Here is a 13,767-nt window from a genome sequence, read left to right as displayed (position 1 = left end):
GACTGACACTCCGCCTTCGCGAGCAAGCCCGCTCCCACATTTGATTAGCGGTGCCAGGACTCCACCATCACGCTCATCAATCATCCTGTTCACCCCGCCCTCCCCACGCCTAGACTCCGGTCCACTCCAAAAAAAGGTAGGCCGCCATGTCCGAGACGTTGCTCAGTTCCCGCAATCTGGCTTTCGAGCTGTATGAAGTCCTCGATGCCGAGGGCCTGACCCAGCGTGAGCGTTTCGCCGAGCACRATCGCGAGACCTTCGATGCCGCCATCGCCACCGCTCGCAATATCGCCGAGAAGTTCTTTGCACCGCACAACCGAAAGGGCGACGAGAACGAGCCGCGCTATGAGAACGGCCAGGCGATTCTGATTCCGGAAGTGAAACCGGCGGTGGATGCGTTCCTCGAAGCAGGTTTCCTCAATGCCGCACGCAGTTTTGACGCGGGCGGCATGCAACTGCCTACGCTGCTGTCTCAAGCGTGCTTCGCGCATTTTCAATCGGCCAACGCGGCGTCTACTTCGTACCCGTTTTTGACCATGGGCGCGGCGAACCTGATTGAAAGCTTCGGGACCGAGGAGCAGAAGCAGCGCTTCCTGCAACCGATGATCGACGGCCGCTTCTTCGGCACCATGGCCCTGACCGAGCCGCATGCCGGCTCGTCGCTGTCGGACATTCGTACCCGCGCCGAACTTGCGTCCGACGGGACTTATCGCCTCAAGGGCAACAAGATTTTTATCTCCGGCGGCGACCACCCGCTGTCGGAAAACATCGTGCACATGGTGCTGGCCAAGCTGCCGGACGCACCAGCCGGGGTGAAGGGGATTTCGCTGTTCATCGTGCCCAAGTTTCTGGTCAACGATGACGGCAGCCTCGGCAAGCGCAACGATGTGTTGCTGGCCGGGTTGTTCCACAAGATGGGCTGGCGCGGCACCACGTCCACCGCGCTGAATTTCGGCGATAACGGCGAGTGTGTGGGTTATCTGGTGGGCAAGCCGCACCACGGTTTGAGCTACATGTTCCAGATGATGAACGAGGCGCGAATTGGCGTCGGCATGGGCGCGGTGATGCTCGGTTACGCCGGTTATTTGTATTCGCTGGAATATGCCCGCGAGCGCCCGCAAGGTCGCGTACCGGACAGCAAGGACCCGAACACCGCGCCAGTGGCGATCATTCAACACGCCGACGTTAAACGCATGTTGCTGACCCAGAAAGCGTACGTCGAAGGTTCGTTCGATCTCGGCCTGTACGCAGCGCGATTGTTCGATGACACCACCACGCTTGAGGCCGAAGCCGAGCGCAAGCAGGCCCAAGAACTGCTGGATTTGCTGACGCCTATCGTCAAATCCTGGCCGTCGGAGTTTTGCCTGAAGGCCAACGAACTGGCGATCCAGATTCTCGGCGGCCACGGCTACACCCGCGAATACCCGGTGGAGCAGTACTACCGCGACAACCGTCTGAACCCGATTCATGAAGGTACGCACGGCATTCAGTCGCTGGACTTGCTGGGCCGCAAGCTGGCGCAGAACGGTGGTGCGGGGCTCAAGCAATTGATCCGACTGATCGCCGACACAAGCGCGCGGGCCCAGGCGTATGAATCCTTGACCGCGCTGCGTGAACCGCTGGAAAAACTGGTGGCACGTTTGCAAACGGTGACCATTGGCTTGCTGACTGATCTGGCTCAGGGCAAGGTCAACAGCAGCCTGGCGAACTCGGCGCTGTACCTGAAAGTGTTTGGGCACACGGTGATTGGCTGGCGTTGGCTGGAGCAGGCGATTCGTGCGGAGGAAGGGTTGGCCAAGGGTAATGCGGCGGATGAGAGTTTCTATAAGGGCAAGCTGCAGGCGGCGCGGTATTTCCTGACGTGGGAAGTGCCGGGTTGCCACCATGAACTGGCGATTCTGGAGGCTAGGGATGATGTGTGTTTGAACATGCAGGATGAGTGGTTCTGATCAGAGCTTAGTGGTGCTGCTGAAATCCATTCGCGAGCAAGCCCGCTCCCACACTTGATCTCCAGCGAACACATAATTTGTGAACGCCAGCGATCAAATGTGGGAGCGGGCTTGCTCGCGAAGAGGCCCGCAAAGGCAACACATCAGCTCAGCTTGAAACTGCCCATCTGCCGCGCCAGATCATCCGCCAAGCGCTGCAATGTCTGACAGTCTTCACGACAAGCCCTGACTTCCCCGGCGGTGGCACGGGCCAAATCGGAAATCCCCTGGACGTTGCGGTTGATCTCTTCCGTCACCGCCGATTGTTCTTCTGTGGCCGTCGCCACCTGATGGTTCATGTCACTGATGCGTTCCACCTGCCCGGTAATTGCCGTCAACGACGCCCCGGTACGCTGGCTCGATTCGACACCCGTACCGGTCGCCGCTTGTCCGCTGTGCATCGATGACACCGCATTCTCCGCCCCCTGCTTGAGGCTGCCGATCATCTGCTGAATCTCATCGGTCGACGACTGCGTGCGTCGCGCCAAGGTGCGCACTTCATCCGCCACCACCGCAAACCCACGGCCCATGTCCCCGGCCCGCGCCGCTTCGATGGCGGCGTTGAGCGCCAGCAAATTGGTCTGCTCGGATATCCCGCGAATCACTGCCAGCACTTGATCAATCGATGCCACCTGATTGGCCAGCTCACCCACGGCACCCGCTGCGATGCCGATTTCGTCGGACATGCTTTCAATATGCCGGATCGAGCCGCCCACCACTTCGCGAGCCTGCATCGCCTCATCGCGAGCATTCTGCGACGCGATCGCCGCGTTGCCAGCGTTCTGGGCGATTTCCTGCACGGTCAGGCCCATCTCATGAACAGCGGTGGCCACCATGTCAGTCATTTCCTGCTGACGGCCAGAACGTTCCGCGGTGTTGTCCACCACCTTTGCCACTTGGCCAACAGCGGTGCGCAGTCGTTCGCTGGTGGTCAGCACTTCGCCGATCATTTCGCGTTGACTGTCCAGAAACCGATTGAAGCCGCGCGCCAGATCGCCCAGTTCATCGGCGCGACTGGAATCCAACCGATGGGTCAAATCGCCACCACCGCTACCGATGGCTACCAACGCAGCTGTTACCTGACGGATCGGACGCACTAAACCACGGGCCAGCAATACCACCAGCAACAGGCACACCAGCGCTACCGCCAGGCCGATGCCGCTGCTCATCCACATCGCGCGACGCGCTTCGGCGTAGATCTGCGACTGTGGCACTTCGGCCACCAGCGTCCAGCCCAGGTCCCGAAGCGGCAGGCTCAACGCGAGGAAGTCTTCGCCATCGCGCACGAAGCTGCTGTTGGTGGCAGACGCTGTGGAGGTAGAGAGTTGACCCATGACGGCCTGCGCTGCCGGCGCGCCAATCTGCTCGGCGAGGGTGCGTTTGCCACTGAATTGCGCTTCGGGATGCACCTGGATCAAACCGTCGGAACGCACGAGATAGACCTTGCCGCGCGCTCCGAAGCTGAAGTTGTGGATCAGCTCCGACAACTCTTTCATGCTCAACCCGAGGCCGGCAACGCCCACGACTTTACCCGCGTGCTCAACCTTGAGGTCGATGAACAGCGCCAATTCTCCGGTCGTGGTGTCATTGTCGATATTGAGGGTGCGCGGCTGATTGCTGTCGAGGAATGAGTAGAACCAGGCGTCTTTGGGGTTGGAACGGCTGAGGGTCCGTTCCAGGCCTTTTTCGGTCAAATAGTGATTAGAAGCCGTGCCGATAATCAGCGCGGTAAAGGCTTTGTGTTCAGCGCGAATGCCTTCCAGGTACCGTACGAACGTCGCCGTCCGGGCATCGTCTTCACCCCCGGCCAACCAGTCGCGCACCATGCTATTGCTGGCGATGTCCTTGGCGGCGGTGAGGGGTTGAACGAGGATTCGCTCGATGTCGTTGCGCATCGCTTCGATGCTCGACGGCAGGGCTTGTTCGACCAGATAGCTCTGGGCGAGACGGTTAACCACGAGGGTATAAATGCCCACCACGATCAGAATACTGACCAGCAGGGCGGTGCCCATGCTCAGGATTAACTGCCATTGAATACTGCGTCGCCAAAACTGCATGGAACRCCCCCAAAGAATAAGAGGCTGAAACACTGCAACTGGCGTGCCGATTGTATACAGCCTAAAAAACTCCTTGCCACAACGCGGAAAATTATTGCGTCCAATTATTTAAGCAAAAGCGCAAGCAGCAGCGACAGCTGCCATATTTCAGTGGGTTAAACGCCTTACTCCGAGGGGGGAAAACAAGCGCGCACCTGTCAACTATGACAGGTTACAAAACAGCTATCTGCGACTAATTTAGGTCTCCTGGACTCACAACGTGCACGTCTTCCTTGTAATCAATGAGAGAGAAGTCATGAACAAAGACAACGATATTTCCCTGCCAAAACGAGCGTGGAACGAAGATAGTTTGATCAAATACGCCAAGGTCGGCGGCACGGTAATGAAGGGCTCGACAAATCCCACTGTGACTAAAAAAGAATTTGTCGTAACAGACGACGGTCGTTACTTCGTCCAAATTGTTTTGAGTTCAGCCATCGTCAAAAGAGCATCACAACCGGTCGGTGTTGAGGAGTTTCTACTTCTGCTCGATGTGGGTGACTACCTCATATCAAATGGGCGCACATCTATGGCAGGAGGATTTCGCTATGACAAACAACCTGATGGAAGCTGGGACACAATTGTCGCCTGGCGCAGTTAATACATCAGGCGATAGCGCCCCTGGCCAAGGGGCACTTTAATATGCGGTGTCAGCCTTGCTGACCGATCGTCTTGGAGATCACTTCAACCGTGGCGCTGACTTGCTCTTGGTAACGGTCGAGTTCCTGCTTGTGCTGCTTTTTCAACTCGATCTGCTGCGAGCACAGATTCATTGCGGCCAATACCAACAGGCGGTCACCGATCAGGGTCGGGTACTTTCTTTTGGTGTCGGCCAAAGCAGCTTTCAACATCATCGCGGCGTCCAGCAGGGTTTGCTCTTCCCCGGCCGGCGCCTTGATCGAATAGTCCTCCCCCAGGATCGAGACGACTTTTACCCCTGCGGCGCCTTGATTCATGCGCTGACCGGGCCGGCGCTGACGCGCTCAACCAGGGCCTGGATGCGTGCGGCAGTGGCGCCTTGTTTCTCTTCCTGCTCCATCAGGCTCAGTTGCAGGCTTTCGTTTTCATCTTTGGCCTGAGCCAGTTCTGCACTCAGGGTCTGGTTGCTGCCCAGCAGTGCCTGGTTCTGTTGCACCAGGTCGTTTACCAGCTGTTCCAATTGGCTTAGGGATGCTTCCAACATTTTGATTTTCCGAGCATTTTCAAAGGGCGCGTACGATAAAGAAAAGTCACCACGGATGCCAGGGTTATTCAGGTCAAAGGCCTTGATTTTCCTGGCGGGTGACCTTTCTCGCGAGCAGTAAAGACTGTGATTGGCGGATGGGGTTCCTGCACTTCGTCGCCGGGAGGCTTTTTGCGACAAATCTGTGGTGAGGGGGCTCGCCCCCGCTCGGCTGCGCAGCAGTCGCCAATAGCAGCGAACTCGTTTTCCTGAAATACCGCGGTGCCTGATTTTGGGGCCGCTACGCCCCCCAACGGGGGCAAGCCCCCTCGCCACAGTCACTCGCACTAGCGTGACGCGACAAATCGCTCGCAAAACCTTTTTGACAGCATCACATTTCAACAGGTTAGAATCGCTGGCACGCAGACTGCATGGTCAGTTTGCGCCCGCCTTTCAGTTTTTTGGAGTAATGCCTTTGAATGCAATCACCATCAACAGCCTGTTTCTGATCGGCGCGTTGCTGGTAGGTGCGAGCATTCTGGTGAGTTCCCTTTCGTCCCGCCTCGGTATCCCGATTCTGGTGATTATCCTGGCCGTGGGCATGGCCGCCGGCGTTGACGGTGGCGGCATTATTTTCGATAACTACCCCACGGCATATCTGGTCGGTAACCTCGCGTTGGCGGTGATCCTGCTCGACGGTGGTTTGCGCACCCGGGTCGCGAGTTTCCGCGTTGCGTTGTGGCCTGCCCTGTCGTTGGCCACGGTCGGGGTGTTAATTACCACGGCGTTGACCGGCATGGTGGCCGCCTGGCTGTTCAACCTGAGCATCATTCAGGGCTTGTTGATCGGCGCAATTGTTGGCTCCACCGACGCCGCCGCGGTGTTCTCGCTGCTGGGTGGCAAAGGCCTGAACGAACGAGTCACCGCCAGCCTCGAAATCGAATCCGGCAGCAACGACCCGATGGCGGTGTTTCTCACCGTGACGCTGATCGACATGCTCGCCAGCGGCGAGACCGGCCTGCACTGGAGCCTGCTCGTACACTTCGTGCGTGAATTCGGTATCGGCGCCGTCGTCGGACTCGCCGGTGGCTGGGTCATGCTGCAACTGGTCAACCGCATCAATCTGGCCAACGGTCTCTATCCGATTCTGGTGATTGCCGGCGGCCTTGTGGTGTTTGCCCTGACCAACGCCCTGCATGGCAGCGGCTTCCTGGCGGTGTATCTGTGCGGCCTGGTCATCGGCAACCGCCCGGTGCGCAGTCGACACGGCATTTTGCACATGCTCGATGGCATGGCCTGGCTGGCGCAGATCGGGATGTTCCTGGTGCTGGGTCTGCTGGTCACACCGCACGACCTGCTGCCGATTGCCCTGCCTGCGCTGGGTCTGGCGCTGTGGATGATTCTGTTTGCGCGGCCGTTGTCAGTGGTGATCGGTTTGCTGCCGTTCAAGGCGTTCCATGGCCGCGAAAAGGCATTCATTTCCTGGGTCGGCCTGCGTGGCGCGGTCCCGATTATTTTGGCGGTGTTTCCGCTGATGGCTGGCCTGCCCAACGCTCAGCTCTATTTCAACCTCGCGTTCTTTATTGTGCTGGTGTCGCTGCTGGTGCAGGGCACAAGCCTGCCGTGGGTGGCCAAATTGCTGAAAGTGACGGTGCCGCCTGACCCCGCGCCGATCTCACGTTCCGCCCTGGAAGTGCATGTCACCAGCGAATGGGAGATGTTCGTCTATCGCCTCGGCGCCGAGAAATGGTGCATMGGCTCGCCCCTCCGGGAGCTGAAAATGCCCGAAGGCACGCGCATCGCTGCCCTGTTTCGTGGCCAGCAATTGCTCCATCCGTCGGGTAGTACGGTGCTCGAAGTCGATGATTTACTGTGTGTTATTGGCCATGAACACAATCTGCCGGCCCTCGGAAAACTCTTCAGCAAGGCACCGCAACGGGGTCTGGATTTGCGCTTCTTCGGCGACTTCGTGCTCGAAGGAGACGCCCAGCTGGGCGCGGTTGCGTCGCTGTATGGGTTGAAAGTCGAAGGCATCGATCCGGACATGTCGCTCGGTCATTTCATCGCCCAGAAAGTCGGGGGTGCGCCCGTGGTCGGTGACCAGGTGGAGTGGAACAACACCATTTGGACCGTCGCGGTCATGGAGGGGAACAAGATCGGCAAAGTGGGCGTCAGATTCCCCGAAGGAAGTCGCCCGGGTCCGGGCTTGTTCCTCTAAACTCCATTCTTCGTCTCGTTTTTGATCGGTCTCTATGTCAACCCTGCGCACCTTTTTCATCATGGCCCTGCTGGGCCTGAGCCTCTCCATCGGCACGCTGCAAGCGGCCGAGCCGCCGTCCAGCGAAGCCGTACAGGCAAGCCTGGACAAGATCGCCGACCGCAAACTGCCAGAAGCCGATCAGAAAGCCCTGCAAGCCGTTCTGCAAAACACGCTGACCCAGCTCAACAACCAGCGTGACTACGAGCAGAAACTGGCCGATGTCAAGCAGCAACTGGCCGCCGCGCCAAAGCAAGTCATCGAGAATCAGCGTGAACTGGCGCGCCTGAAGGCCAGCAAAGTGCAGCCAGTGACGCAACGCTATGCCAACCTGTCGATCCCGCAACTCGAGCAAATGCTCACCGAGCGCTCGACCCAGCAAAGCGATCTGCAAAAAGCCCTGGCCGACGCCAACAGTCTGGTGATTACCGCCCAGACTCGTCCGGAACGCGCCCAAGCCGAGATTTCGGCCAGCCAGACGCGTATTCAACAAATCAACAACATCCTCAAGACCGGCAAAGATGCCGGCAAAACCTTGAGCGGCGAACAGCGCGATTTGCTCAATGCCGAACTTGCCGCCCTGAACGCACTGATTCCACTGCGTCGCCAGGAACTGGCCGGCAACAACCAGCTACAGGATCTGGGCAATGGCCAGCACGATTTGCTCTCGGAAAAATCCGATCGCCTGGATCAGGAAATCCAGGAACTGCAAACCCTGATCAATCAGAAACGCCTGGCCCAGTCCCAGGAAACGGTGACCCAGCAATCCATCGAGGCTCAGAAATCCGGCGGCAGCAGCCTGTTGGCCGCCGAAAGCGCAGCCAACCTGAAGCTTTCCGACTACTTGCTCAAAAGCACGGACCGTCTCAACGACGTCACTCAGCAAAACCTGCTGACCAAGCAGCAACTGGACAACGTCACTCAGAGCGATTCGGCGCTGGACGAGCAAATCAACGTGCTCAAGGGCAGCTTGTTGCTCTCCAAGATTCTTTATAAACAGAAACAGTCCCTGCCGCGTTTAAGGCTCGACCGCAACCTGGCGGACCAGATTGCCGACATTCGCCTGTATCAGTTTGACGTCAACCAACAACGCGAACTGCTGAGCAACCCGGCCAGCTACGTTGACAACCTGTTGTCGACTCAACCACCGGAACAAGTCACCCCGCAACTGCGCAAGAGTCTGCTGGAACTGGCCACGACCCGCGCCGACCTGCTGGAGCGACTGAACCGCGAATTGAGTGCCGTACTCAACGAATCCATCACCCTGCAACTCAATCAGAAACAACTGCTGAGCACCGCGCAAAGCCTGCGCGCGACCCTCGACGAACAAATGTTCTGGATTCCCAGCAACAAACCGCTGGACATGGAATGGATACGCGCGGTACCGGAACGCTTGCAGCGCCAGATCACGACCTTGCCGTGGTTCTCCAGCCTGAGTGAGTTGAGCGACGGTCTGATTCAACGGCCCCTGTTGTTTCTGCCGTTGGTGCTGCTGATTGGTGTTTTGTTGTGGCGACGTAAAAGCCTGTATGCCCAACTGAACAAGGTTCACAAGGACATCGGCCACTTCAAGCGCGACAGCCAGTGGCACACGCCGCAGGCCATTCTGGTCAATATTTTGCTGGCGCTGCCGGTCGCGCTGGGCCTAGCCTTGTGCGGCCTCGCCTTGCAGATCGACGCGCGCGGGCAGAACGCCAACATGGGCGCAGCGCTGCTGCAAATGGCTCAGGCTTGGCTGGTGTTCTACACCGCCTACCGGATCCTCGCGCCGGGTGGCGTGGCCGAACTGCATTTCCGCTGGGAAAAACCTCAGGTCGAATTCCTTCAGGGCTGGATCCGTCGACTCGGTCTGGTGGTGATGGCGCTGGTGGCAGTGGTGGCCGTCGCCGAGCTGCAACCGGCAACCCTGGCCGATGATGTACTCGGCATGCCCGTGGTGTTGGCCTGCTACGCCTTGATGGCCTGGCTGCTCAGCCGCTTGCTGATGCGCAGCCCGACGCACGAGAACGCTTCGCTATTTCGCAAACTAGTGGGGATCCTGTTTACCGCCCTGCCGATCGCGTTGTTCGTGGCGGTGTGCTTCGGCTACTACTACACCGCACTCAAGCTCACTGACCGACTGATCAATACCCTTTACCTGCTGATGTTCTGGCTGGTGATCGAAGCCACGTTTGTTCGCGGCCTCAGCGTTGCCGCCCGCCGCCTGGCGTACCAGCGAGCCCTGACCAAACGTCTGGCTGCGAAAGAGGCCGGTGACGGCGAAGCCGTGATCGAAGAACCGACGCTGGACATCGAGAAGGTCAACGAACAGTCCCTGCGCCTGATCCGTCTGGCGCTGCTCGGCGCTTTCATGGGTGCACTGTACTGGGCCTGGTCCGATCTGATTTCGGTGTTCTCGTACCTGGACAACATCACTCTCTACGAATACACCAGCGGCACGGGCGCGACCATGAGCATGGTGCCGATCAGCATCGGCGACATGCTGGGTGCGCTGATCATCATCGGCATCACCTTCGCCCTCGCCCGAAACTTACCGGGCCTGTTGGAAGTGTTCGTGCTGTCCAAGCTCAATCTGGCGCAGGGCAGCGCCTACGCCACGACCACACTACTGTCTTACGTGATTGCCGGGGTCGGTTTCGTCACGACCTTATCCACCCTCGGCGTGAGCTGGGACAAGTTGCAATGGCTGGTGGCAGCGCTCTCGGTCGGCCTGGGGTTCGGGATGCAGGAAATTTTTGCGAACTTCATCTCCGGCATCATGATCCTGTTCGAGCGCCCGGTGCGGATCGGCGACACCATCACCATCGGCAACCTGTCGGGCACGGTCAGCAAGATTCGCATCCGCGCCACGACCATCACCGACTTCGACCGCAAGGACATCATTGTCCCGAACAAGACATTCATTACCGGGCAACTGATCAACTGGTCGCTGACCGACACCATCACCCGGGTAACGCTCAAGCTCGGCGTCGATTACGGCTCGGACCTCGACCTGGTCAAAGAGCTGCTGCTCAAGGCCGCCCGGGACAACCCACGCGTGCTCAAGGACCCGGAGCCGCACGTGTACTTCCTGAATTTCGGTGAAAGCACCCTCGACCACGAATTGCGCATGCACGTGCGCGACCTTGGCGATCGCAACCCGGTACTCGATGAGGTCAACCGCTTCATCAACCGCGAGTTCAAGAAGCAGCACATCAACATTTCGTTCCGGCAGATGGAGGTCTACCTCAAGAACCTTCACGGCCAGGAATACAAATTGGTGCCGGTCGAACCGGAAAACAAAACCATCGTGCCGATGGCTGACGGTAAACCGCTGCAAGAACCGCCAGCCGCCAAGCTCGACTAACTGCCCTATCCCTAGCAGAATGCTCGGACATTCTGCTGGAGATGGCCGTTGAAAGCCCTCGACGAACTGACCTTCGATAATCGTTTTGCCCGCCTGGGCGACACGTTTTCCGCCCATGTGCTGCCCGAGCCCATTGATAACCCGCGCCTGGTGGTTGCCAGCCCTGCGGCCATGAAGCTGCTGGACCTGGACCCGGCCGTGGCCGAAACCCCGGAGTTCGCCGAGCTGTTCAGCGGCCACAAGCTCTGGGCCGATGCGGTGCCACGGGCGATGGTCTATTCCGGGCATCAGTTCGGCTCCTACAACCCCCAACTGGGCGATGGTCGCGGCTTGTTGCTGGGCGAGGTCTACAACGAGGCCGGTGAACACTGGGACTTGCACCTCAAAGGCGCCGGCCAGACGCCTTTTTCGCGCATGGGCGACGGCCGTGCGGTCTTGCGCTCCTCAATCCGCGAATTCCTTGCCTCTGAGGCGCTGTACGCGCTGAACATCCCGACCACCCGCGCACTGTGCGTAATCGGCTCCGACACGCCGGTGTGGCGCGAGAAGCAGGAACGCGCGGCCATGGTCCTGCGCCTGGCACCCAGCCATGTGCGCTTCGGGCATTTCGAATATTTCTACTACACCAAACGCCCTGAAAAGCAGAAAGAACTCGGCGAACACGTGCTGACCATGCATTTCCCCGAATGCCTGGAACAACCGGAACCATATCTGGCGATGTTCCGTGAAATCGTCGAGCGCAACGCCGAGCTGATTGCCAAATGGCAGGCGTATGGCTTCTGCCACGGGGTGATGAACACCGACAACATGTCGATCCTCGGCATCACCTTCGACTACGGCCCGTTCGCCTTCCTCGATGACTTCGACGCCCACTTCATCTGCAACCACTCCGACGATCAGGGCCGGTACTCCTTCAGCAACCAGGTGCCGATCGGCCAGTGGAATCTCAGCGCCCTGGCCCAGGCCCTGACGCCGTTCATCAGCGTCGAAGCCCTGCGCGAAACGCTCGGGCTGTACCTGCCGCTGTACCAGGCCCATTACCTGGACCTGATGCGCCGCCGCCTCGGTTTCACCACCGCTGAAGACGATGACCAGAAACTGCTGGAACACCTTCTGCAGCTGATGCAGAACAGTGGCGTCGATTACAGCCTGTTTTTCCGTCGACTTGGGGACGAGTCACCTGAACAGGCCGTCGCCCGCTTGCGCGATGACTTCGTCGATATCAAGGGCTTCGATGCCTGGGGCGAGCTCTACATCGCTCGGGTGGCTCGCGACGGCGTGGTTGATCAGCAACAGCGCCAAACACGGATGCATGCGGTCAATCCGCTGTACATCCTGCGCAATTACCTGGCGCAAAAGGCTATTGATGCGGCTGAGAGCGGCGACTACTCAGAGGTTCGCCGGTTGCACGCGGTGCTGAGTAATCCGTTTGAGGAACAGCCGGGCATGGACAGTTATGCCGAGCGACCGCCGGAGTGGGGGAAGCATTTGGAGATTAGTTGTTCGTCTTGAGGAAGGTTATTCCAGCGGATCGATGGCACTGACGACTCGAGCAACGATGTCGGCCATCGTCACGTCATCAAGACGCTCGATAAACTTGGCAGACCCGTCACGGACGCGCTGTTCAATATCAAAACTGCGTACCTGATTACACACCGCGACACCCGTCGTGTCATGACCGGAAACGACAACTGTAAGTCCCGAGTTTCGACTGAAGTTGCCGCCACTGGTGACAGGGACAGTCATGCTGACACCCAAGGCATTGATTTCCCTTGGCGTAATCACCACGAAGCGGTGCCGATCCATCATTTCTCGCCCCGCAACCGGATTTGGGTCAACCCAATAGACGTCGCCTCGCTGCGGGGCTTGTCGATGGACCATTAACCCAACTCCCGGCCAACTGGATTACCTTCACGCGCAGACGCTGTCTGCGCATTCAGTTCAGCCATTTCTTCGGAACCCTCAAGTAACTCGGTCAAGCTGTAGCGTTTACGGGGAGACGGTGCAACAGGGCGAGCAATCAACTCGCCATCAACCACGTTCAGTTCCAACTGCGCTCCAACCTCTAAGTGCAGGAGCTTCAACAAGGTAGGCGGAAGCGTAATTACTGCGGCACCACCTTGACGGCGGATTTTGGAAGTCACGGACATGGGAGAACTCCTATCCGGCAATGGGAAAGTATCGATCTCTCGATAAGTGCAACAAACGTAGCACGCGAATGAAAGCAAAGCGACCTCCTCGGAAAACAACAAAGAGAATGTTGAATCCCTCCAGCGTAGCCACGCTCTAGGATTGCAAATCTCAAAACTGTGAGCATTTGCGACAGTGGTGAGCGTGCCTTCTTATCCTACTGACTTGATAAGTTCTGACCCCAACTCCAAATCAGCGTGTCTGATTGCTCAACTTTTTGGATCTCCAATGACCACCCCACTGCTAATCCCCTGCCCCCACTGCAACGGCCTGAATCGCATCCCGGCCGAGCGCCTCAGCGACAATCCAAAATGTGGTCGCTGCAAGGCCGAGGTTCTGCTCAGCAAGCCATTCGAATTGAAGCAAGGCGATTACGCCAGCCAGATCAAAGGCGATCTGCCGTTGTTGGTGGACGTGTGGGCGGATTGGTGTGGGCCGTGCAAGTCGTTTGCGCCGGTGTTCGAGCAGGCGGCCGGTCAGTTGGCAGGCAAGTGCCGGTTGGCGAAGCTGGACAGCGAGGCGAACCCGCAGCTGTCGGCGCAGTTGGGGATTCGCTCGATTCCGAGTTTGATTCTGTTCAAAAACGGCCGGGAAGTGGCGCGCCAGAGCGGGGCTTTCCCGTTACCGCAGTTGATGAGCTGGTTGCGTAGTCAGGGGATCTAAAACCACCGCCAATCAAATGTGGGAGCGAGCCTGCTCGCGATAGCGGAGTAACAGTCAATAATTAT

The 13,767-nt window shown here is 58.5% G+C and carries 11 protein-coding genes and 1 pseudogene; 6 read left to right on the top strand and 6 right to left on the bottom strand.

Features of this window, described 5'->3' with window-relative positions; all coding sequences use genetic code 11:
* The first annotated feature begins 146 nt into the window (after positions 1-146).
* Positions 147-1,949, top strand: coding sequence for an acyl-CoA dehydrogenase (locus AC1DRJ_RS10595; RefSeq protein ID WP_477802088.1), 1,803 nt, complete (start codon positions 147-149; stop codon positions 1,947-1,949).
* A gap of 143 nt (positions 1,950-2,092) precedes the next feature.
* Here the strand turns inward: AC1DRJ_RS10595 and AC1DRJ_RS10590 are convergent, their stop codons facing one another.
* Positions 2,093-2,824, bottom strand: a complete 732-nt coding sequence (locus tag AC1DRJ_RS10590) for a methyl-accepting chemotaxis protein (protein ID WP_477802089.1) — start codon at positions 2,822-2,824, stop codon at positions 2,093-2,095.
* A gap of 132 nt (positions 2,825-2,956) precedes the next feature.
* A pseudogene (locus AC1DRJ_RS10585) lies at positions 2,957-4,000 on the bottom strand (HAMP domain-containing protein); the annotation flags it as partial.
* 340 nt (positions 4,001-4,340) lie between these two features.
* On the opposite strand from AC1DRJ_RS10585, the gene AC1DRJ_RS10580 reads away from it, so the two are divergent.
* Entirely contained in the window at positions 4,341-4,685 is a 345-nt protein-coding gene (locus AC1DRJ_RS10580; RefSeq protein WP_477802087.1) for a hypothetical protein, read from the top strand.
* A gap of 49 nt (positions 4,686-4,734) precedes the next feature.
* Here AC1DRJ_RS10580 and AC1DRJ_RS10575 read toward each other — a convergent pair whose 3' ends face one another.
* Positions 4,735-5,040 carry a cell division protein ZapA gene (locus AC1DRJ_RS10575; protein ID WP_310338834.1) on the bottom strand — a complete coding sequence of 102 codons (306 nt, stop codon included), beginning with the start codon at positions 5,038-5,040 and terminating at the stop codon, positions 4,735-4,737.
* Entirely contained in the window at positions 5,037-5,267 is a 231-nt protein-coding gene (locus AC1DRJ_RS10570) for a hypothetical protein (RefSeq protein ID WP_007947124.1), read from the bottom strand. Before AC1DRJ_RS10570 ends, AC1DRJ_RS10575 begins: the two co-directional genes overlap by 4 nt.
* Before the next feature lie 454 nt (positions 5,268-5,721).
* On the opposite strand from AC1DRJ_RS10570, the gene AC1DRJ_RS10565 reads away from it, so the two are divergent.
* Genes AC1DRJ_RS10565 through selO form a run of 3 tightly spaced genes read left to right on the top strand, consistent with a single transcriptional unit; the run spans position 5,722 to position 12,361 of the window.
* Positions 5,722-7,464 carry a potassium/proton antiporter gene (locus AC1DRJ_RS10565; protein ID WP_477802086.1) on the top strand — a complete coding sequence of 581 codons (1,743 nt, stop codon included), beginning with the start codon at positions 5,722-5,724 and terminating at the stop codon, positions 7,462-7,464.
* 34 nt (positions 7,465-7,498) lie between these two features.
* Positions 7,499-10,849 carry a mechanosensitive channel MscK gene (mscK, locus tag AC1DRJ_RS10560; protein WP_477802085.1) on the top strand — a complete coding sequence of 1,117 codons (3,351 nt, stop codon included), beginning with the start codon at positions 7,499-7,501 and terminating at the stop codon, positions 10,847-10,849.
* A gap of 48 nt (positions 10,850-10,897) precedes the next feature.
* Complete coding sequence (gene selO / locus AC1DRJ_RS10555; protein WP_477802084.1) at positions 10,898-12,361, top strand: protein adenylyltransferase SelO; 1,464 nt, start codon at positions 10,898-10,900, stop codon at positions 12,359-12,361.
* 6 nt (positions 12,362-12,367) lie between these two features.
* Here selO and mazF read toward each other — a convergent pair whose 3' ends face one another.
* Together mazF and mazE are read right to left on the bottom strand one after the other, a co-directional pair.
* Positions 12,368-12,730: a type II toxin-antitoxin system toxin MazF gene (gene mazF / locus AC1DRJ_RS10550; protein WP_477802083.1), complete on the bottom strand. Its 363-nt coding sequence runs from the start codon at positions 12,728-12,730 to the stop codon at positions 12,368-12,370.
* Positions 12,730-12,999: a type II toxin-antitoxin system antitoxin MazE gene (gene mazE / locus AC1DRJ_RS10545; protein WP_477802082.1), complete on the bottom strand. Its 270-nt coding sequence runs from the start codon at positions 12,997-12,999 to the stop codon at positions 12,730-12,732. Before mazE ends, mazF begins: the two co-directional genes overlap by 1 nt.
* Positions 13,000-13,267: 268 nt before the next feature.
* Between mazE and trxC the strand changes: the two genes are divergently transcribed.
* A complete protein-coding gene (gene trxC, locus AC1DRJ_RS10540) occupies positions 13,268-13,702 on the top strand; it encodes a thioredoxin TrxC (RefSeq protein WP_477802081.1) in 435 nt (144 codons plus the stop codon).
* Positions 13,703-13,767: the final 65 nt, after the last annotated feature.

The organism is Pseudomonas sp. P5_B2 (assembly GCF_056400445.1).
Note: the sequence above shows the minus strand (reverse complement) of the source record. Positions and strands in the feature narration are given on the sequence as shown.